Source organism: Corallococcus sp. CA041A, from assembly GCF_003612075.1.
Lineage (GTDB): Bacteria > Myxococcota > Myxococcia > Myxococcales > Myxococcaceae > Corallococcus > Corallococcus exiguus.
The window spans coordinates 1-19,258 of record NZ_RAWF01000059.1 but is presented as its reverse complement, the minus strand read 5'-3'; the positions used below and the strand labels follow the sequence as shown (position 1 = coordinate 19,258).

Below are 19,258 nucleotides of genomic sequence, written 5' to 3'. Positions count from 1 at the left end.
GGGGAATCAGAGGGGACTGCGAATCAATGCTGGGTCTCGCGGTCCTTGATGAGCCGCTCCAGCTCTTCCCGGATGATGGTCTCCGCCAGCTGCGGAACGACCTCCCAGGCAATCTTCTCGATGACCTCGCGGGACGCCTTCGACAGCGCCTCGCGCAGCAGCGCCTCTCCGCCATCCGCGGCCGGACGGGCGCGCGCGGGCGGAGTCGCCGGCGAGGGACCGCCGATGTCCAGGGAGATCTCCTCCGCGCCGCTGGGCTCGGGCAGCGAGTCCTCGATGCGGATGCTCTCCGTGCGGGCCTGCGCAGCGGGAGGGGCGGCCGGAGCACCCAGCCCGAACGGATCCCGGGCACGGGCGGCCGGAGGCACCGCGGCGGGCGGGGGCGCGGACGGCAGCGGCGCGGCGCCCGGAGGACGCGGGAAGCCGCCCGGGATGTTCGGGGCGCCAGGGCCCGGAGGACGCGCGGCCATGCCCGGAGGCGGCGCACCCGGCGGACGCGCGCCCGGAGGCACGGCACCCGGAGGAGGACGCGCACCCGGCGGCATGGCGCCCGGAGGCGGCGCACCCGGAGGACGCGCGCCCATGCCCGGAGGCGGCGCACCCGGCGGAGGACGTGCACCCGGCGGCATGGCGCCCGGAGGCGGCGCACCCGGAGGACGCGCGCCCGGAGGAACAGCGCCCGGCAGCGGACGCGCCGCACCCGGAGGAGGAGGCACACCGGCGCCCGGAGGACGCGCGCCCGGAGGCGGCGCACCCGGCGGAGGACGCGCACCCGGCGGCATGGCGCCCGGAGGCGGCGCACCCGCGGGACGCGCACCCGGCGGCACGGCGGCGGCGGGCGGCGCGCTGACCGGAGCGCTCGGGGCGGAGGTCTGGGGCAGAATGCGCGTCGCGGCGGACGCGGGCATCGTGTTGGACTTCTGGCCCACCAGCGCCTTCACCTTGTCGAGGAGGATCTGGCTCTCGAAGGGCTTGGTGATGTGGTCATCCGCCCGGGCGGCCTTCGCGCGGTTCTCGTCGAACGCCTCGAAGGTGCCGGCGAGCAGCAGCACCGGGATGGCCTGCGTGGAGGGGTCGCCCTTGAGCGCCTCGCAGACCTCGTAGCCGCTCTTGCCCGGCATCATCACGTCGGCGAGCACCACGTCCGGACGCAGCTCGCGCGTGCGGGAGATGGCGTCCAGCCCGTTGTCCACCGCGGTCACCTGGAAGTCTTCCGTCGCGAAGATCATCCCGATCACCTTGCGGATGGTGAGCGAGTCGTCGGCGATCAGTAGATTCTTGGGCATCGGCTCCGGCCTCGGGGGGCGCATACCCCCCTGAATTCGTTTGAGATTTCGGGCGAGCAAGCCTGCCTGCACGCCCTGTGTCAATCGGAGAAGCTTAGGATTCGCGCGTTGGGCCGATCAAGAAAACATGCGCTGCAGGTCCAGTAACATCACCGGATCCGGCAGCCCCGGCGCCCGGAACGTTCCGGGAAGCTCGGCCGGCTTGAACTTCTGCAGCACACCCAGCACCCGGGTGGCCGCCAGCCCTACGTTCCGCCCCGCCAGTTCCGTGAGGACGAACAGCTCCTCCGCCTGGGCCGGCGCACCCAGCAGCGCTGGAATCGAACAGATGGGCCATAGCGCCTGCGCGTGGGGATAGACGCCCGCCACCGGCCCGCTCTGCACCGGGAGCACGCTGAACGCCTCGCCCCGGGGTACCACCTGGGAGACGCAACCCAGCGGGACGCCGAACAGCACCCCCTGGGACTCCAGCACCAGCGCCCGCTCCGGGGGCGCGTCCGCATAGTGCACGGGCCGGGGCTCTGGCGGGGTCGCCCGGGGGCCCGCCCGGTGCGGCAGCGCTTCCACGATGAGCTCCAGGTACAGCCGGTCCTTGTGCAGCACCGCGCCCCGGCTCAGCGGCGCCAGCGAGTCCGCCAGGCCCGGAGGCAGCAGGAAGAACGGGTCCCTCGCGACGTCCGCGACCTCCACCACGGCGCGCACCCGCACCGCGAGCGTGGGGCTGACGTCCAGGACCACCACCATGCCCGGCACTTCCTCAGGCAGGCCGCCGAGCAGCGCGGCGAGGTCCTTCACTTCCAGTACGCCGCGCAGACTCGCGCCGCGAGCGCCCGGCATCGCGACCTCGATGACGGAGGTGGCCTCCACCGCGTAGCGCGTCTCTCCGGCCTCCACCAGCAGGCAGAGCCGCCGTCCGCTTTCAAAGGGCACGGCCCGGGACCCTAGCAGCCTTCCAGCGTTGGGTGCTAAGCCCTGAACAGTCATGGCGCGACTGCTCCTCGTCGACGACGAAAAGATCGCCCGCAATCTCTACGGCGACTACCTCACGGCCGCGGGACACCTGGTCACGGCGGTGCCCACCGTGGCGGACGCGAAGGCAGCCCTCTCCGCGGCGCGGTTCGACGCGGTGGTGACGGACCTCATCCTCCCCGGCGGCGACGGCATGGAGGTGCTTCGCCACGTGCGCGAGCGCTACCCCGGCGTGGAGGTGCTGGTCATCACCGGCCTGGACAAGGTGGCCCCCGCGGTGCGCGCCATCAAGAGCGGCGCGGCGGAGTACCTGGTCAAGCCCGTGGCGCCGGAGGCCCTGGAGCACGCGCTGCGCCGCGCGCTCACCACGCGCGACCTGATGCGTGAGAACGCGTCCCTGCGCCAGCACGTCGCGCTGCTGGAGGCGGGCCAGCGCATCGCCACCACGCTCGACCGCGAGCGGCTGTCCACGGCCGCGTCGGACGCGCTGGAGTCCATGGCCAACGCCTCCGCGGTGATGCTCCTGGAGCGGGACCCCGGCGGCACGGGCTTCCGCTCGCACGGCATGCGCGGGCTGCCGGTGGACCTGCACGAGGCGCTCGTCCCGCTGCTCATCGAGCGGCTTTCGGGCACGCGCACGCAGGTGGAGCTCGACGGACTTCAAGTTCCCTGGCCGCGCACCCTCTCCTTCCCCGCCGTGGACGGAGAACTGGTGCTGGGCCACGCGGTGCTCTTCCACGACAACGCGCCCGCGGAGCACCACGCGGAGACCGTGGGCTTCCTCGTGCGCAACTGGGCGCTGGCCCTGCGCAACCTGGGCCGCTTCGCCGCCGTGGAGGACCTGGCCTACGTCGATGACCTCACCCGCCTGTTCAACACGCGCTACCTGCACCTGGTGCTGGACCGCGAGGTGAACGAGGCCCTGCAGACGGAGCGCCCCTTCTCCCTGCTGTTCCTGGACCTGGACCGCTTCAAGGCCATCAACGACACGCACGGGCACCTGGTGGGCTCGCGGGTGCTGGTGGAGGCCGCGCGCGTGCTCAAGGGCTGCGTACGCGACCCGGACGTGGTGGCGCGCTTCGGCGGCGACGAGTACGTGGTGCTCCTGCGCGGCACGGACTCCGGAGGGGCCCTCAAGGTCGCCGAGCGCATCCGCCGCACCATGGAGACCCATCAGTTCCTGGGCCGCGAGGGGCTGGCGCTCAAGCTCACCACCTGCATCGGCGTGGCCAGCTTCCCGGAGCACGCCCAGGACAAGGACCACCTGCTGGACCTGTCCGACCGGGCCATGTACCGGGGCAAGCGCGGCACCCGGAACGTCGTCTACATGGCGGCGCAGGACCTGGAAGCCACCCCGGCCGAGCGCCGTCAGAATCCCCCGCCCCCGCAGGGCCAGGGCTGAACGCCGGACGCGCGCTACTTGCGCAGGCTGCCCACGGTGAGGTGCTTGGGCAGCTCCACTTCCGCGGGCACGCCGCCGCCGCCCTCGCCCACCGCCTCCACCTCTTCGTGAGACGCGCCGGTGGTGATGAGGCGGTACTTCTGCGACGCCTCGCGGTCGTGCTGGGCCTGCTCCGGATCCAACCGCGCGATGAGCTGCCAGAAGAGGGCCGCGTGCTCGCGCTCCTCGTCCATGACGTGCCGCAGGATGGCCTTCGCCTCCTCGTTGTCCGTCGCGTCCAGGTGCGCGGCGTAGAGGTTGATGGCGTCCAGCTCCGCCTCGATGTTGAGCCGGATGGAGCGGGCCAGTTCGGAGTCCGTCAGCTTCCGGGGCACCAGCGAGTGGAACGGGTTCGTCTGCGGCATGAGGACCTCAGCGACAGGGAGAGTCCCCAACAGGCGAGCGGGCAACGACGTTCCGTCAGGCCGGGCTGGAGGACGTGCGCGAGCATCCGTTCGGTCGCGAGCGCGGTCAACCGAATCCCGCTGGGGGTGCGTTGCGCGTGAACACCTGCCTCCGCCATGCTCCCGCGCATGGAGACCCCCTCGCCGCTCGCGCAGCTGCTCCAGGCCCTGGACGCGGGGGACCTGGAGAAGGCACGGGTCGCGGCCGTGGCGCTGCAACGCGCCAACGCCCACACCCATCAGGTCGCCGCGGAGGTCCTCCATGAGCTGCGTCAGCCCCTCCTGGGCGCGAAGGCCTACGCCCAGCTGCTCGCCGAGGAAGGAGGCTCCAGCGGTCCGCTGAAGCTGCTGCTCGCGCAGGTGGAGCGGATGGAGCAGATCGTCTCCGACTTCATCCGCCTGGCCAGCGAGCGGCCGGCCCCGCAGCAGCGGCTGTCCCTGGCCGCGCCCATCTGGGCGGCGGCGAAGGTGTTCAGCGTCAACCCGGACTCGGCGCGCATCTCACTGGAGGTGGAGGCCCCCGAGGACCTGACCATCCAGGGCAACGCGCGGCTGATTGAACAGCTCACGCTCAACCTGCTCAACAACGCCCGCGACGCCATGTCCGGCCGGGGCCGCGTGAAGGTGACGCTCACGCGCGATGGCGCCTCCGCGGCCCTCTACGTGTCCGACTGGGGACCGGGCATCCCGGACGAGCTGAAGACGCGCATCTTCGAGCCCTACGTCTCCGCCAGCAAACGCGGCACGGGCCTGGGGCTCGCCGTCTGTCGTCGCATCGCGCAGGAGCACCACGCGCAGATTGCCCTGGTGCCGCCCACGACGCTGCGCGAAGTGCCGCCCCCGGCCACCGTGTTCCGCGTGCTCTTCCCGCCCACGGACGCGCCGCGCCCGCCGCGCAAGCGCCTGCTGGTGGTGGACGACGAGGGCATCATCCGGATGGTCTTCAAGGACCTGATGGACAAGGAGTGCGAAGTCATTGAAGCGGCCACGGGCGAAGCCGCGCTCGAAATCCTCCGCTCGTCGCGCGTGGATCTCATCGTCACGGACAAGAACCTGCCCGGAATCTCCGGCCTGGAGTTGGCCCAGCACGCGCGGAAGCTGGATCCCGCGTCGCGCGTCATCCTGATGACGGGCTACCCCTCGCTGGTGACGACGCAGCAGGCGCTGCAGCTGGGCCTGGTGGACTACCTGCTCAAGCCCTTCGACGACATCCGCCAGGTGCGCGCACTGTTGCGGCAGGCGCTGTACACACCGGCCGCGCCGCCTGTCCCCGCCCCCAGCGCTGGCGTGCGCCGGGTGGACGTGCTGGAGGACAACCCGGCCACCGCGCGGCTGATTTCAGAGGCGCTGACGCTGTTGGGCCTGGAGGCGCGCGTCGTCGCGGGCGCGGAGGTGGCCACCATGGAGCCGCCCATGGGCGTGGTGGTGTCTTGGGACTTCGCGCCGGCCTACGGCAAGAAGGCGCTGGAGCTGGCCCGGGCCCTGAGCCAGGGCGCGCCCTTCGTCGTCCTGGCCGAGCACCTCACCATGGACACGGCCCTGGCATCGCTGCGCGCCGGGGCCGCCGCGTGCCTGCCCAAGCTGCTCTCCGACACCACGGCGCTCAGCCGCGAGTTGGGCCTGGCCTTCAAGAAGACCGCTTCCTGAAAAAGACTCCGGCCCCGGGCGCCCCGCTTTCGCGGAGCCCACCGGGGCCGGAAACCCTACGAAGCTACGGAGCCGTTACGTCGGCTCAGTAGTCCATGTCGTCGCCGCCGTACTCCGGCATGGCGCCGCCGCCCGCGCCGCCCTTGGCCTTCTTCTTGGGGCGCTCGGCGATCATCGCCTCGGTGGTGAGCAGCAGGGACGCCACGGAGGCGGCGTTCTGCAGCGCGGTGCGCTCGACCTTCGTCGGGTCGATGACGCCGGCCTTCTCCAGGTCCTCGTAGGTCTCCGTGCGGGCGTTGAAGCCGAACGCGCCGGTGCCGTCCTTGACCTTGTTGATGACGACGGCGCCTTCGACGCCAGCGTTGCTGGAGATCTTGCGCAGGGGCTCCTGCAGCGCCTTGCGGATGATGTCCACGCCGAAGTCCTGCTCGCCGCCCAGCTTCAGGCCGTCCAGCGCCTTGAGGCTGCGGATGTAGGCCACGCCGCCGCCGGGGACGATGCCCTCTTCGACGGCCGCGCGGGTCGCGTGCAGCGCGTCCTCCACGCGGGCCTTCTTCTCCTTCATCTCCACTTCGGTCGCCGCGCCGACGTTGATGACCGCCACGCCGCCCACGAGCTTCGCCATGCGCTCCTGGAGCTTCTCGCGGTCGTAGTCGCTGGTGACCGTCTCAATCTGCGTGCGGATGAGCTTGATGCGGCCCTCGATGTCCGCCTTCTGGCCGGCACCGTCCACGATGGTGGTGTTGTCCTTGTCCACCGTGATGCGCTTGGCGCGGCCCAGGTCGGTGAGGGTCAGGTTCTCGTACTTGTGACCCAGCTCCTCGCTCACCACCATGCCGCCCGTCAGCGTGGCGATGTCCTTGAGCATCTCCTTGCGGCGGTCGCCGAAGCCCGGCGCCTTCACCGCGGCCACGTTCAGCACGCCGCGGATCTTGTTCACCACCAGGGTGGCCAGGGCCTCGCCCTCGATGTCGTCCGCGATGATGAGCAGCGGCTTGCCCGAGCGCGCCACCTGCTCCAGCAACGGAATCATGTCCTGCATCGACGAGACCTTCTTCTCGCTGATGAGGATGTAGGGGTCGTCCATGACGACCTCCATGCGATCGCGGTTCGTGACGAAGTACGGCGACACGTAGCCACGGTCGAACTGCATGCCCTCCACCACGTCGAGCGTCGTCTCCAGGCCCTTGGCCTCCTCGACGGTGATGACGCCCTCCTTGCCGACCTTCTCCATCGCGTCCGCGATGGTCTGGCCGATGGTCTCATCCCCGTTGGCGGAGATGGTGCCCACCTGCGCGATGGCCTGCTTGTCCGTGGTCGTCTTGGACATCTTCTTCAGCTCCGCGACCACCACCTCCACGGCCTTGTCGATGCCGCGCTTGAGGTCCATGGGGTTGTGGCCGGCGGCCACCAGCTTCAGGCCCTCCTCATAGATGGCGCGCGCGAGCACGGTCGCCGTCGTGGTGCCGTCGCCGGCCTTGTCGGAGGTCTTCGACGCGACCTCCTTCACCATCTGCGCGCCCATGTTCTCGAAGCGGTTCTCGAGATCGATCTCCTTGGCGACGGTGACGCCGTCCTTGGTGATGGTGGGCGAGCCGAAGCTCTTCTCGATGACCACGTTGCGGCCCTTGGGACCGAGCGTCACCGCGACCGCATCCGCGAGGACACGGACGCCGCGCAGGATGGAATCGCGCGCGGACTGATGGAAGAAGATTTCCTTCGCTGCCATCGTAACCTCCGATAATACTTGGGGAATTTCTACAAATGGGGATGGCCGTTAGCACTCGGCCATGTCGAGCGCCAACATAAGGGCCGCATCGACGATGTCAACGGAAAGGGGCAGCCGTGTGGGCCTGAGGACGCCTACTGGCCCGTCCGGGTGGGGGGCCGGGCCGCCTTGGGAAGGCCCTACTCCGCGAAGCGCACGAGGTTGAGCAGCTGCCCCATGTCCAGGGGCTTCTGCAGGGTGATGGCGACGCCCTTGCGCAGGCCCCGGTCGGAGATGTTGGCGTCCGTGCTGGCGGTCATCATCAGGACGGAGATGCGCTGGAAGCGGGGGTCCGCCTTCAGCATCTCCGTGAAGTGGATGCCGTCCAGGTGGGGCATCAGGTAGTCGGTGATGACCAGCCCCACGGGGTGACGCTCCATGATGTCCAGGGCCTGGAGCGCGTCCGACGCCGAGAACACGGTGTAGCCATGCATCTCCAGGTAGCGAGAGAGCATGGTGCACAGCTCGTAATCGTCGTCGACGACCAGGATGTTCACGGGGTTCGGGCCGAAACGGGGCGCTGGAAGGTAACAGCGACGCCGGTCGTTGACAACGCGAAGGACGGCTTCTTAGCTGCCGGCCCGAATGGCGAAGCGCATGGCGAAGCAAGGGGAGGCGCGGGACATGGACGCGCGGCTGGAGGGAGTCGCGGACGCCTTCGAGGCGCGGGACTTCGAGGCCGCGCTCACCAGCGCCGACGCCCTGCTCCGGGACGTTCCGGACTCACCAGAAGCCCTGCACTACCGGGCCGCCGCGCTGGTGGAGGTGGGACGCCTGGAGGACGCGGGCAAGGCCTATGGCGCCGCCCTCAAGATGGCCCCGGAAGACCTGGAGATCCTCTTCGGCGCGGCGGAATTCCTCGTGTGCCGCACCGGCGAGGACCGCGAGGCGGTGGAGGAAGGGCTGGAGTGGTGCGGCCGCGGGCGGAAGCTGGCGCAGCGGGCCGATGACGTGGAGCTCGTCTACGAGTTCCTCCTCCTGGAGGGCATGGGCCTCAACCAGTTGGGGGAATGTGAGTCCGCGCTGAAAATCCTGGACCAGGCGCTGACGCACATGCCGCGCTCGACGGACGCGCAGCTGGAGCGGGGCATCGCGCTGTTCGAGTTGTGCCGCTTCGCGCCCGCGCAGGAGGCCTTCGAGCGGGTGTTGAAGGACGCGCCGGACGAGGCCTGGGCGCACCACTACCTGGGGCTGGTCGCGGAGCGGCGCCAGGATGCGAAGGAGGCGAAGAAGCGCTTCTCCCGGGCGCAGGCGCTGGCCCCGGAGGAGCTGCCGCCGCCGGTGGCGCTGGAGGAGGCGGCGTTCGACCGCGCGGTGGAGGACGCGATGCGCGCCCTGCCCTCGCAGGTGAAGCAGTACATGGACAACGTGACGCTGGCGGTGGAGGACCTGCCGTCGGATGAGGACCTGCTGGGTCAGCAGCCGCCACTGTCACCGTGCATCCTGGGGGTGTTCCGGGGCACGCCCGTGGGCGAGCGCAGCGTGATGGACGCGGCGGATCACTTCCCGCCCTCCATCGTGCTGTACCAGAAGAACCTGGAGCGCTTCGCGCGGACCCGCGAGGAACTCATCGAACAGATTGGCATCACGGTGATGCACGAAGTCGGTCACTTGATGGGTCTGGATGAAGACGACCTGTGGGAGCGGGGGCTGGACTAGCGCCGTTCTCCCCTGCCCTGATGCGCGCCATGCATGCATGGACGAAGCTGGGGCTGATGGCGGTGCTGGGTCTGACGGGCTGTCTGGGCGACGACGACGAAGAGCCGCGCACGTGTCCGCAGGTGGTGGTGTTCGCGCGCTCGGACAGCGAGACGTGCCAGTCCTTCCCGACGCCGTGTGACGTGCCGGAGGGGTACGTCGAGTGCTGCGGCGGCCTCTTCGGGGGCTGCGCGGGGAACGTGTCCGGGAACACCTGCGTGGATGATCCGTCCGACACGTGCCAGCCCGGGGGCAGCGCGGACTGCCCGGGCATCTGCCAGTAGGCGTCAGGCGGCGCGCGAGCCCATGTCCTCGAAGTAGGCGCGGCGGGCTCGGGCGCAGGTGGGGCACTGCCACTGCACCAGGGTGAGGTGGCGGTCGCCCAGGACGACGGCCTCGTGGCGGAGCGACTCCCGTGGGGCCTCGCTGGTGGCTCCACAGGCGCAGCGCAGCCGGCCCAGCGTGGACAGCAGCTCCTGCGGGCTGGTGATGGGGATGGCGGACCCGGCGCTGTCGCCCCGGTGGTCCGCGTCGAACTTGCGTGCGAAGGCGCGGCGCCTGCCCCAGGCGCGGCCCTTGCGCCAGAGCGCCACCGGGCCGCCCTGCGCGATGACGAACCACAGCACGAGGCACGTCGCGATGACGCCCAGGAGGATGGCACCCGCCTCGCCGGACGGAACGGATGAGGCCTGGTGGCGGGCGGCTCGGCTCCTGAGTTGGATGGCGTAGCCGCGCTGGGCCTCGGTGGCGCGCAGGGCCTTCACGTACTCGGCGATGCGCTCGGGCGGGACCGAGTCCGCGGTGCTGCGGTAGCTGTAGTCGAGCAGCAGCGTCTTGCCTTCGGCGCGGGTGTCGGCCACGAAGCGGAAGGCCGGACCGTCCACGACCTCGTACTCCGTTTTGACGGGGGGCAGTTCGCCGGCCTTCAGCGTGATGCGGTGGCGGGCGAAGACGGGGTGCTCCACCTCCAGCGGGAAGGCTCGGTGGGAGTAGTTCGGCACGGCGAGGTGCTGGCGCAGGCCATGCGCGCGGAACTCCCGGCGACCGTCCGAGGTCCAGAAGTCCTCGATGCGGTAGTGCTCCTGCGTGACGAGCACGTTCGTCACGGTGTCGTCGTCCACCGACATGGGCTTCGCGATGGAGATGTCCGCGTCCGTCTTCGCGTAGTAGTTGAAGTAGAGGCGGGACACCTCGGACAGGGACGTGCCCGCGAGCGCGCGGCGCATGGAGTTGGCGTCCGCCCCCGTGCGCGTGGTGACGACGTCGAGTGTCGCGGCCCCGTCGCGGCCCATCGCGACGTAGGTCTCGTCCACGAAGAGGGAGGGCTCCGTCAGCGTGGGCGTGGGGATGACGGAGAGCGCCGTGGTGGCGGGGGCGACGAGGAGGGCCCGGCCGTAGGAGGGCGGCTCGTAGCTTTCCAGCCCGCCGCGCTCCAGCGTCGCCGTGGGATCCACCCACAGCTCGCGGCCGGCCACGGTGGCGTGGACGATGACGTGGTTGAACGCGGTGGCGGTGGGACGCAAGCCGTCCAGCAGCTGCGTGAGGTCCGTGCTCACGAGCGCCGGCTGCGCGTCGATGCCCAACCCCTTGAGGAGCGACACCAAGAGGAGCGACTTGTCCTTGCAGTCGCCGAAGCGGCGCTGGAGGACCTCGTCGGGCGGATGGGGCTGGTGGGAGTTGGGGCCCATCTCGATGCCCAGGTAGCGCACCTCGTCCTGGACGAAGCGAAGCGCGGCGAGGAAGCGAGCCTCCGGGGTGGGCTCCTTCGACAGCCGGCGGACCTCCTGCTCCAGCGACTTCGAGCGGGCGGGCACCTGGAACAGCGTGGAGGCCCAGCGCGCGACGTCGTTCCAGTCCTTGTATTCGCTGAACTGGATCCACGGGTAGACGGGCTGCCAGCCGGGGACGTTGTCCTCGTGGCGGACCGCGGGCACGTGGCGGCGCTCCAGGATGATTTCACGCTCGCCGTTCAGCATCGACTCCGAGCGCGACAGGCCCGGCGCGGCGAAGTCCCGGATGAAGAGCGTGCGACCCCGCCCTTCCGGCCACAGCAGCCGGTAGGCGAAGTGGACCACGGGATGGGAATGGCCCACGCCGACGACGTCGGAGAAGCGGCCGCCAAAGACGGGGTTGGCGCCTTCGAAGGAGTACGCGACCTCCACGGTGTCGCCCACCCGCACGTCGTGGAGGAAGGGCACCACGGAGAGGTTGCCGTTGTAGAGCCGGTTCTGGAGCTCGGTCTCCTGCTGGATGACCCGGGCCTCGGCGGGCTGGAAGACGTCCTCGCGGCGGCCGTCGCGGATGCGCCAGATGCCGTGGACGGTGAGCTTCTGGTACGTCGGATCGAAGCGGAACTGGATGTCCGTGACGCGGTCGATGCCCCGCGGAGAGAGGACCTTCTGGGCCGAGTGCAGGTAGTGCACGCGCGATGGGCCTGACACGCGCACCTGTTCCTCGATCAGCAGCCGGGAGACGCTGGTCTCCTCCTCGCCCTCGGGAGTCGGGCCGGGGTCTGGAGGAATGGGAAGCGGCCTCACCCACGCGGCGGGAGGCCCGACGCGGAACGGCCTGGCGTTCGTCGCCGCCGGTGCTGCCCCGGCGCTCAAGGACAGACACAGACACAGCAGCAGGACGGGCACCGGAAAGAAGCCCGGTGCCAGGAGGACGGAACGGAAGGTTCGGCGCATGGCGGAAGGGCGCTCATCATGGAGCCCGGATGACGCGCCGGGCAAGGCGCCCCCTGGGACACCGGGCGAGCGGCCCCGCTTCATTCACCAGTGAAAACCGTCATGCAGGCCAAGCCTGGAATTGCCGTGACACGGGCTAGGGTTCCGGCCATCGGTTGGAAGGCCCAGGAGGCTGGCGATGGTCAACGTGAGGCAGGTCGCGACGCGGCTGAAGAGTGCGTTCCTGGCGGACCCGGAGCGCTTCTATACGAACGAGACAGGAGCCTGGGTGGCGGGGATGCCGGCGCCGAGCGACATCCGGGTGACAACGGGCCGGGAGCCCTTCTGGATCAACCTGGGCTACTGGAAGCACGTGGAGAAGGTGGACGACTCCAACGTGGAGCGCGTGGGGGAGCTGTTCCGGTCCGCCCAGGCGGAGATGGCGCGCCTGTTGGCGAGGACGGCGAAGCTGGGGCCCGGGGATGCCGTCTTGGACTGCGGCTTCGGTTACGCGGACCAGGACCTGCTGTGGGCGGAGGAGTTCAAGCCCGCGAGCATCGTCGGGGTGAACATCACGCCGAACCAGGTGAAGGTGGGCCGGGAGCGCGTGAAGCTGACGGGGTTGGAGGGCGTGGTCCGGCTGGAGGTGGGGAGCGCGACGGCGCTGCCTGGGCCGGAGGGAGCATTCGACGTGGTGTTCGCGCTGGAGTCCGCGATGCACTTCCGGATGCGGCAGGACTTCCTGCGCGAGGCCTTCCGGGTGCTGAAGCCGGGAGGCCGGCTGGTGATGGCGGACATGGCGCAGAAGACGGACCGTGAGGCTGGAGCCGGACTCCGAGCGCGGCTGCGCTACCGCTACTGGCGGGGGCTGATTGCCTTCCCGGAGGAGAACGTCTGGTCGACGGAGCGCTACCTGTCGGAGCTGCGGCGGGCGGGGTTCCAGGACGCGAAGGTGGAGTCCATCGCGGAGGATGTGTACCCGGCGGTGAACACGGCGCTGGTGGCGCTGCGGGGCATGACGCAGCTGGAGCGCAATCCGGGGAGCACGTCGCTGCACCAGGTGCGCGCGGACGTGCACAAGGCGATGCGGATGACACCGGAGCAGCTCCAGTGGCCCGCGCTGTTCAACTGCGACGAGTACGCCGTGGTGTTCGCGCGCAAGCCGTGACCGTGGTTGACGGACTGGGGCGGAGCGGAGGTAATCGGAAGCGGTAGGGCCTCCGGACCTGGTGGCCGGCCCGGTCTTCAAAACCGGTGAGGGGCTGCGAGAGCAGTCCCTGGCGAGTTCGATTCCCGTGCCCTACCGCCACACCTCTGCAATCCGGTTAGCGATTCATCGTCACCAGCCAGCAGCTACCAAGAGGTCGACGCACAAATGCCACAGGATAAGGAAAGTGGCGCAACTGCCGCTCAATGGGGCCGTGATACAGCTCGACAGCTCGCCGAAAAGCTAGGAGCCAAGCCACTCAGCAACATCTCGAATGAGGCGCTACTCGACGACGAATTGATTGTGATCAAGTGCGCCAAACCTGACACCGACACCGTCGGTGTCACCTTCAAGATGCTTGCACGCGTGTCCCGCGTATTCGGTGCTTTCCAACAGAGCGACGGCAGCTTTGACATTTGGTCACTACCGTCCAGCATTTATTCCAAACATACCCGCGAGTCGGCCGGTCGCGGCTCATCCGCTGGAAAGTATGGGCTCGTACGACGAGACGCGTTCCTCTCACTTGGAGTTCACATCGGGACAGTCCGGCTCCCCTAGTATGCCGAACTAGATTTGAACGACTGACTTGGGCCTGACGATCAGCATCGCCCCCAGTCACTGTGAACCCATGGCAATGGAGAGTCGCTTGGCTCTCGGGAAAACAGCACGGCGGCTGGTCCTGTGGGCTATCGTGGGACCTCTGCTGGCAGGCGCGTTTGGACAGACCGGATGCTCCCATGGAAGCAATCTAGTCATTGGGCGCACTGCACCTGAACACTTCCGGCACGCCGTCGGCCCGCACGCTCGACGACAGCCGGTGACCACCCGGAGCGCTTGTCAGTTCTACCTGGTATTACCCGACCTTGCGCCACCGATGCGCTCCCGAGCAAAGAGCGCCAGCGCCAGGAGGGCTCCGCATGCTGCCACGATGGTCGATTCCCCTACTGATCGTGATGCTGGCCGGATGCAGCGGCACCACGAAGTCCGTGCGCCTACACACGGGCCACGGCGACCCCATCGTCCTCACCCCACGCAGCGGCGATGCCGCGCCGGTGGAGTTGGACGAAGACGACTTCGTTGAAGTCGTAGCAGTGCTCGCCCGGAACGTGCGGCCGTCCACTCATCCCCAGGAAACGGCCCGGCGGTTTTTCGAGATGGATCCGCGCAGCGGTTCGTACCTGTACGAGCCGCGCAGCCACCGTGTCATCCCGCTGGGACCGGGCGAACACCTGGACGGTGATCTCCCCTCGACAGAGGTGGATCTGACGCGCGCATACCTGCGCTGGTGCGAGCGAACGAGCAAACCCGGCGATTGCCTGCGCCTCCTGGTGGAGAGCCCTACTGTCACCGGAGATGGCCGTTACGCCCTGGCCATGGCCTTGGCCCAAGGCGTCGTGCGGGACGAGATGATGGACGCCTTCAAGGAGATGGCTGATCCCCAGGCCATGATGGCTGCGGTTCTTTGGACGTGGACCACGTACTGCATCTTGCTCGCGGTGCCCGAGCCTTTCTCGAAGGGCGTGGCCGCCGTGATGACCGCCTCCCTCATTGCCTACGTGGGGGTCGATACGTTCTGGAGCCTCATCTTGGGCTTCAAGCAGCTGGTGGAGGAGGCGGAGCGGGCCACCACGTTTGACGAACTCCGCGAGGCGGGTGAGCGCTACGGCAAGGTCATGGGCCGCAACGCGGCGCGCGCGTTCGCCATGTTGGCAACGGCCGCCCTTGGGAACACGGCGGCGGGGCTGGGGTCGAAGGTGCCAATGCTCCCAGGCGCCGCGCAGGCGGCGGTCCAGGCTGAAGCGCAAATGGGCATCAGGCTCGCGGCGGTCGCGGACGTGGGAACGGTGGCCGTGAGCGCCGAGACCGTCACCATCGCCCTCGCGCCCGGCGCGGTGGCCATGGGGGCCAAAGCCACGGGCGGCAGCGCCTCCGCCAAGGCGCGTCCCTTGGGCTACAGGGCCTGGAGCTCGTTCAGTGGTTTCAAGAAGGCCATGGGCCCGGCGGGCAAGAACAAGGAGTGGCACCACATCGTCGAGCAAACTCCGGGCAACGTGAAGCGCTTCGGCCCCCAGGCCCTCCACAACACCGAGAACCTCATCCCACTGGACAAGATCCTGCACACCGACGTCAGCGCGCTCTACTCGTCGATCCGGCGTAGTATCACCGGCTCGCCATTGACCGTGAGGCAATGGTTGAGCACGCAGTCCTACGAGGCCCAGCGTGACTTCGGGCTGCTGGCCATGGAGAACGTGGCGAAGGGGGTCTGGTGATGACGTTGGAGAGATTGGTCGAGCAGTTCGCCCTGAACGTGGCGGCACAGACCGAGGCCATCTTCCGGGGAGATGCCAAGACGGGAAACAAGCACGCCAGGAAGTACGGTGCAGCCGTCGATAAGCTCCTGGCCCATGGAAACGCAGGACGTGATGCCCTCCTCGTCCTGCTCAAGCATGAGCGCATGGATGTGCGTGTCATGGCCGCCGCCCATCTGCTCCGCTACCGGACGGCCGAAGCGAAGGCGGTTCTGGAGGAAGCCGCCAAGGGCAAGGGGCTCGTTCCCTTTGAAGCCGGGCAGGCATTGAAGCGCTGGGAAGAAGGAACCTGGGCGCTCGATCCAGAGTAGCCCGCCTCGGATGGACGACCTCATGCCGACGCGGTTCTTCAAGTTGACCGATGATGTGTACCTCTCCGGCCGGTGGGAGCTGGGGCATCCTCTCGATCAGGAAGGGCGCAAGCTCTATGACCCGTGGCAGTTCAGGATCGGGCAGCGGGCTCACTCGGACGAGCGCATCAGGATCCCCATCAAGATCTCCGGCAAACCGCTCGACTATTCCCACGCGGCATTCAGCATCCCCGTCGTCCACGCCCGGGCGGCCTCCTTCTTCACCGAGCTGGCACCCGACGACATGAAGCTCATCCCGGTGGAGATCGACTCCCAGCCCGCTCAGCACTTCATCCTCAACGCCACCCGGCTGGTGAAGTGCATCGACGATGCAGCGTGCGAGGAGGTGCGTTACTGGACCCCGGAGGACGGGATGCCCGAAAAGGTGGGTACGTACTCCTCCGTGTCCGGGATGCGCATCGACCCGGCGAAGGTGGAAGGCGCCAAGGTGTTCCGCACCTGGGGCTGGACCGTGGCCTTGATCGTGTCCGAGGAGATCAAGGAGGCCCTGGAGCGCGCGGTCATCACCGGCACGAAGTTCACGGACGTGACCGGCCCCGGTGCAGCCAATGCCCCCTAACCCCTGCCGTCCCCACCCGCGTACCCAAGCTGTACCCAAGATGAACGGACGCGGGTGGACCTTTACGGACTCGCGGTCCACCCCGCGCCAGAGGGAAACGGGCCACCCCTCAATCCTCCCGGGCACCTCGCGGATCGGTGTGGCGGGGCTTCAAAACCGGTGAGGGGCTACGAGAGCAGTCCCTGGCGAGTTCGATTCCCGTGCCCTACCGCCAATGCGTTCCAGGGGTTACGCCCCCCGTACTGCCGCCTTCGCAGCATCTTCGTCACCGATGGGCACTGTTCGAGCCGAGCGTCTGCTCGACCCAACGGTGCCAGGCCGCCGGCTCGTCACCCAGGTCCCGCCCCGCCAGGATGGCGAGCACCTTGCGAGCAGGCTCGGCATCGGTCTTCTGCTGCATTCCAGCCATCTCCACCAGCACCGCGCCCGCCTTGTCGAGAATCTGCCGCTGATGGGCGGCGCCTTCGGTTTCCACGATGTGCACGAGCGCCCAGGCTGCCTTGTTGCGGTCGGTCTCGAGCGGGTACCAGAGCGCTTCGAGCACGGGCTCCAGCGGGATGATGACCCGCGGCTGTCCCTCCTGCATCGTTCCCAGCAGGCGCAGCGCCTCGTTGCGCACACCCTCGTAGGGGTCGCGCACCGACGGGAGAACGAGCTTCACCAGTTGCTCGCGTGAGTTGATGTAGGGCAGGAGCATGACCGTGGCCATTCGCTTGGAGTCGTTGCGATCCTCACGCAGCACCCGCACCAGCGTGTCGAGATTGCGGGGAACACCATCCATGAAGCGCTGCTCCAGCGGCGCGAGCTCGGGGTGGTCGAATCCTCCATGGCAGTTGAGGGCATGGCACTTGCTCTTGCCGTACTCGGGGACAGCCCCTTCCCTGCTCAGCTTCCAGTAGGCCGTCTGGTATTCATCCCAGGCCGTGAGGAGGCCCTCCGGCTCCGGGATATCGCCCTGCGGCGCGGGTGAAAAGGGCATACGCCACTCATCTCCGGCATCGACCAGATCCACCGTCACCCGGAACGTCCGCGTCGGCGGGTAGGCCACCATCGAGTACCTGCAGAACGCGAACTTGTAGGCCGCCAGGAGCCGCGGCTTGCTCTCCATGAGGTACGGCGTGAACTCCCCCTTCTCGAGGTTGAAGCGCGCGCCGGGCGCAGGCATCCCAATGACCTCCAGCAGCTTGCCCTTGGGCACCTTGCGTGAGCCGAACACCTCCACGCCTTCGAACACGTAGACCGGGCTGGGCTGGACCGGCGATGCGGCCTGATGGACAGGCGTTGCACAGGCCGTGAGCAGTGCAAGACCCAAGAGGACAAAGCGCTGCATGGTTCTCCCTCTCCGCGCCGAGCAGGCGCAGGGATCTCAACGATGGTTGCGCGGGATGTGGCTGGTAAAGCGAACTCCAGGCTAACGCGCATCCGGGCCACCCTCGCATGAAATTCTCCCTGCCCCAGGAAGCGCCCTGGCGCTGCCCACCTGTCACGCGCCCGCGACACCTCTGGGTTCAACGTCATCCCTTCAGGGTGGATGCGTGCTCCGGACGATCCCGATCACCGATTCCGGAGCAAGCCGAACACCGGCTCCGGGACAAGCCGAACACCAATTCCGGAGCAAGGCGAACACCTGTAGCAGGGTGAGGCACCGGGGCCTGAGCAGCGCGGAGGCCCGCGCGGACTGAAGGTCCGGCCGGAACGTTGACGACGCTGGACAGAGCGCCGACCACGCCGCCACCTTCCAGCCCTTGACCTACCGCGGCCCGCTCTGGACTTTCCAGAACGGGCCGTGGTGCTTCGACGTCATGTCATGACTCAACAGGAGCAGTCATGGAGCAGCTATAGCGATCGCTGGTCATGTGGTGTGGGTGGGAAAGGCGCGTTGAAGACAGCCGGCGTTGAATGCTGGCGTCATCCCTCCGCGTGGCGTGAACCCTTCGCGCCCTCCTGCATGCATGCTCGGTTCACGAAGACGCGGAATCCCCCGCGTGCGCCCTCCGGCAACTCCGCGCTCAAGTCCAAGGCCTGCAGCGCGATGTCCCGCTCCATTTGCACGAGCCGGGGGTCTTCACGCTCCTCCGGGCCGAAGACGAAGGCGCAGTACTCGCCGGACGCGATGCTCGCCACGAGCGTCTCCGGCCGGAGTTCCGTGTAGAAGGACTGCCAGTAGCGACCATTGCGAAACAGGTAGAGCTGAAGAACCTTGTACCGGGGCGAGATGAAGCTCTCATGCCCGGGCGGCAGTGGTTCCAGATAGGGGCGAAGGATCTCCGAGATCTCCTTGTACGGTGGTTGAGGCGCAGTGAGCTCGTACGCCCCGAAACCAGCCAGTGACAGCGCGGAGAGGCCACCGATGAGCGCCGTCGCTCGCGCGCGCTCGAGGCGAGCCGCCGCATACGCCAGGAGCCAGGCGCCCCCCACCCCGAGCGTGTGCGCGCCAACATAGACAGGCGTGATGTCATCGCGCTTCAGCCCCCGAGCATGAGCCGCCCCGATGAGGAGCACCGCCGCGGCCGAGAAGACGCCCGCGACCCTGAGGGGATGAGAAAAAATTAACGATTCTGATGCATCCAAAGGATGCATAAGCGCTGCTGTGCGAGCATGAATCGCCATGGCGGGGAGCAAACGGCCGCGAGTGCGTGTGCTCCGGCCGAAACGGACGCAGGTGCTGGCGGCTCGGACCTACGAGCAGTTGGTTGACCGAGAGCATCCAGTGCGCGCTGTATGGGCGGCTGTCGAAGCGCTGGACATGTCGGACTTCGAGCGCGCTATCCGTGCGCGTCCCCATCACGCGGGTCGTGCGGCGGTGTGGGCCTGCTCCGGTTCGGTGGACAGGTTGACTACGCTGCCAGCCTCTTGGTTGCGGCCCTCCGCTCGTATTCCACTGGGCTGACGTAGCCCAGGGCGGAGTGGCGCCGCTTCCGGTTGTAGAACAC

At 68.5% G+C, this 19,258-nt stretch carries 17 protein-coding genes, 2 tRNA genes and 1 pseudogene; 11 read left to right on the top strand and 9 right to left on the bottom strand.

Annotated features, from left to right (window positions below):
* Positions 1 to 23: 23 nt before the first annotated feature.
* Positions 24 to 1,286 carry a PleD family two-component system response regulator gene (locus D7V77_RS13080; protein ID WP_120576609.1) on the bottom strand — a complete coding sequence of 421 codons (1,263 nt, stop codon included), beginning with the start codon at positions 1,284 to 1,286 and terminating at the stop codon, positions 24 to 26.
* Between the two features lie 117 nt (positions 1,287 to 1,403).
* Entirely contained in the window at positions 1,404 to 2,216 is an 813-nt protein-coding gene (locus D7V77_RS13075; protein WP_233596962.1) for a chemotaxis protein CheW, read from the bottom strand.
* A 52-nt stretch (positions 2,217 to 2,268) separates the two neighbouring features.
* On the opposite strand from D7V77_RS13075, the gene D7V77_RS13070 reads away from it, so the two are divergent.
* Positions 2,269 to 3,657 (top strand): diguanylate cyclase, encoded by a 1,389-nt coding sequence (locus tag D7V77_RS13070; protein WP_120576607.1) that lies wholly within the window; start codon positions 2,269 to 2,271, stop codon positions 3,655 to 3,657.
* Positions 3,658 to 3,671: 14 nt separating this feature from the next.
* Here the strand turns inward: D7V77_RS13070 and D7V77_RS13065 are convergent, their stop codons facing one another.
* On the bottom strand, positions 3,672 to 4,061 hold the full coding sequence (locus D7V77_RS13065; protein WP_120576606.1) for a demethoxyubiquinone hydroxylase family protein: 390 nt from the start codon (positions 4,059 to 4,061) through the stop codon (positions 3,672 to 3,674).
* Positions 4,062 to 4,229: 168 nt separating this feature from the next.
* On the opposite strand from D7V77_RS13065, the gene sinK reads away from it, so the two are divergent.
* On the top strand, positions 4,230 to 5,747 hold the full coding sequence (gene sinK, locus D7V77_RS13060; protein WP_158624395.1) for a hybrid histidine protein kinase/response regulator SinK: 1,518 nt from the start codon (positions 4,230 to 4,232) through the stop codon (positions 5,745 to 5,747).
* A gap of 85 nt (positions 5,748 to 5,832) precedes the next feature.
* Here the strand turns inward: sinK and groL are convergent, their stop codons facing one another.
* Complete coding sequence (groL, locus tag D7V77_RS13055) at positions 5,833 to 7,476, bottom strand: chaperonin GroEL (RefSeq protein WP_120576604.1); 1,644 nt, start codon at positions 7,474 to 7,476, stop codon at positions 5,833 to 5,835.
* Positions 7,477 to 7,655: 179 nt separating this feature from the next.
* Positions 7,656 to 8,012 (bottom strand): response regulator, encoded by a 357-nt coding sequence (locus tag D7V77_RS13050; protein ID WP_120576603.1) that lies wholly within the window; start codon positions 8,010 to 8,012, stop codon positions 7,656 to 7,658.
* Positions 8,013 to 8,100: 88 nt separating this feature from the next.
* Here D7V77_RS13050 and D7V77_RS13045 point away from each other — a divergent pair, with 88 nt between their 5' ends.
* Both D7V77_RS13045 and D7V77_RS13040 read left to right on the top strand, forming a co-directional pair.
* Positions 8,101 to 9,174, top strand: a complete 1,074-nt coding sequence (locus D7V77_RS13045) for a metallopeptidase family protein (protein WP_169825497.1) — start codon at positions 8,101 to 8,103, stop codon at positions 9,172 to 9,174.
* 29 nt (positions 9,175 to 9,203) lie between these two features.
* Positions 9,204 to 9,497 (top strand): hypothetical protein, encoded by a 294-nt coding sequence (locus tag D7V77_RS13040; protein ID WP_120576624.1) that lies wholly within the window; start codon positions 9,204 to 9,206, stop codon positions 9,495 to 9,497.
* 3 nt (positions 9,498 to 9,500) lie between these two features.
* Here the strand turns inward: D7V77_RS13040 and D7V77_RS13035 are convergent, their stop codons facing one another.
* Positions 9,501 to 11,900: a DUF3857 domain-containing protein gene (locus D7V77_RS13035; RefSeq protein WP_158624394.1), complete on the bottom strand. Its 2,400-nt coding sequence runs from the start codon at positions 11,898 to 11,900 to the stop codon at positions 9,501 to 9,503.
* Between the two features lie 178 nt (positions 11,901 to 12,078).
* On the opposite strand from D7V77_RS13035, the gene D7V77_RS13030 reads away from it, so the two are divergent.
* The 6 genes from D7V77_RS13030 to D7V77_RS43695 all read left to right on the top strand — a co-directional run bounded on the left by D7V77_RS13030 (position 12,079) and on the right by D7V77_RS43695 (position 16,539).
* Positions 12,079 to 13,047 (top strand): cyclopropane-fatty-acyl-phospholipid synthase family protein, encoded by a 969-nt coding sequence (locus D7V77_RS13030; RefSeq protein ID WP_120576601.1) that lies wholly within the window; start codon positions 12,079 to 12,081, stop codon positions 13,045 to 13,047.
* Positions 13,048 to 13,089: 42 nt separating this feature from the next.
* A tRNA-Sec gene (locus D7V77_RS13025) sits at positions 13,090 to 13,188 on the top strand.
* An 815-nt stretch (positions 13,189 to 14,003) separates the two neighbouring features.
* Positions 14,004 to 15,356, top strand: coding sequence for a hypothetical protein (locus D7V77_RS13020; protein ID WP_120576600.1), 1,353 nt, complete (start codon positions 14,004 to 14,006; stop codon positions 15,354 to 15,356).
* The gene (locus D7V77_RS13015; protein ID WP_120576599.1) at positions 15,356 to 15,706 is read left to right on the top strand and encodes a DUF2019 domain-containing protein; all 351 of its coding nucleotides are present in this window, start codon (positions 15,356 to 15,358) and stop codon (positions 15,704 to 15,706) included. Before D7V77_RS13020 ends, D7V77_RS13015 begins: the two co-directional genes overlap by 1 nt.
* A 22-nt stretch (positions 15,707 to 15,728) precedes the next feature.
* Positions 15,729 to 16,325 carry a DUF1629 domain-containing protein gene (locus D7V77_RS13010; protein WP_120576623.1) on the top strand — a complete coding sequence of 199 codons (597 nt, stop codon included), beginning with the start codon at positions 15,729 to 15,731 and terminating at the stop codon, positions 16,323 to 16,325.
* Positions 16,326 to 16,445: 120 nt separating this feature from the next.
* A tRNA-Sec gene (locus tag D7V77_RS43695) sits at positions 16,446 to 16,539 on the top strand.
* Positions 16,540 to 16,590: 51 nt separating this feature from the next.
* Here D7V77_RS43695 and D7V77_RS13005 read toward each other — a convergent pair.
* Together D7V77_RS13005 and D7V77_RS13000 are read right to left on the bottom strand one after the other, a co-directional pair.
* Positions 16,591 to 17,655, bottom strand: a complete 1,065-nt coding sequence (locus D7V77_RS13005; protein ID WP_126933325.1) for a HEAT repeat domain-containing protein — start codon at positions 17,653 to 17,655, stop codon at positions 16,591 to 16,593.
* A 578-nt stretch (positions 17,656 to 18,233) separates the two neighbouring features.
* On the bottom strand, positions 18,234 to 18,827 hold the full coding sequence (locus D7V77_RS13000) for a hypothetical protein (protein WP_120576597.1): 594 nt from the start codon (positions 18,825 to 18,827) through the stop codon (positions 18,234 to 18,236).
* Between the two features lie 106 nt (positions 18,828 to 18,933).
* Here D7V77_RS13000 and D7V77_RS12995 point away from each other — a divergent pair.
* Positions 18,934 to 19,131 (top strand): annotated as a pseudogene (locus tag D7V77_RS12995) (IS5/IS1182 family transposase); the annotation flags it as partial.
* A gap of 31 nt (positions 19,132 to 19,162) precedes the next feature.
* Here the strand turns inward: D7V77_RS12995 and D7V77_RS45945 are convergent.
* The gene (locus D7V77_RS45945) at positions 19,163 to 19,258 is read right to left on the bottom strand and encodes an IS3 family transposase (protein WP_367303451.1); all 96 of its coding nucleotides are present in this window, start codon (positions 19,256 to 19,258) and stop codon (positions 19,163 to 19,165) included.

Bases quoted from the DNA above. Each gene is read 5' to 3' on its own strand.
- D7V77_RS13080 (WP_120576609.1), bottom strand. From the start codon at position 1,286: ATGCCCAAGAATCTACTGATCGCCGACGACTCGCTCACCATCCGCAAG.
- D7V77_RS13070 (WP_120576607.1), top strand. From the start codon at position 2,269: ATGGCGCGACTGCTCCTCGTCGACGACGAAAAGATCGCCCGCAATCTC.
- D7V77_RS13065 (WP_120576606.1), bottom strand. From the start codon at position 4,061: ATGCCGCAGACGAACCCGTTCCACTCGCTGGTGCCCCGGAAGCTGACG.
- sinK (WP_158624395.1), top strand. From the start codon at position 4,230: ATGGAGACCCCCTCGCCGCTCGCGCAGCTGCTCCAGGCCCTGGACGCG.
- groL (WP_120576604.1), bottom strand. From the start codon at position 7,476: ATGGCAGCGAAGGAAATCTTCTTCCATCAGTCCGCGCGCGATTCCATC.
- D7V77_RS13045 (WP_169825497.1), top strand. From the start codon at position 8,101: ATGGCGAAGCGCATGGCGAAGCAAGGGGAGGCGCGGGACATGGACGCG.
- D7V77_RS13040 (WP_120576624.1), top strand. From the start codon at position 9,204: ATGCATGCATGGACGAAGCTGGGGCTGATGGCGGTGCTGGGTCTGACG.
- D7V77_RS13035 (WP_158624394.1), bottom strand. From the start codon at position 11,900: ATGCGCCGAACCTTCCGTTCCGTCCTCCTGGCACCGGGCTTCTTTCCG.
- D7V77_RS13030 (WP_120576601.1), top strand. From the start codon at position 12,079: ATGGTCAACGTGAGGCAGGTCGCGACGCGGCTGAAGAGTGCGTTCCTG.
- D7V77_RS13020 (WP_120576600.1), top strand. From the start codon at position 14,004: ATGCTGCCACGATGGTCGATTCCCCTACTGATCGTGATGCTGGCCGGA.
- D7V77_RS13015 (WP_120576599.1), top strand. From the start codon at position 15,356: ATGACGTTGGAGAGATTGGTCGAGCAGTTCGCCCTGAACGTGGCGGCA.
- D7V77_RS13010 (WP_120576623.1), top strand. From the start codon at position 15,729: ATGCCGACGCGGTTCTTCAAGTTGACCGATGATGTGTACCTCTCCGGC.
- D7V77_RS13005 (WP_126933325.1), bottom strand. From the start codon at position 17,655: ATGCAGCGCTTTGTCCTCTTGGGTCTTGCACTGCTCACGGCCTGTGCA.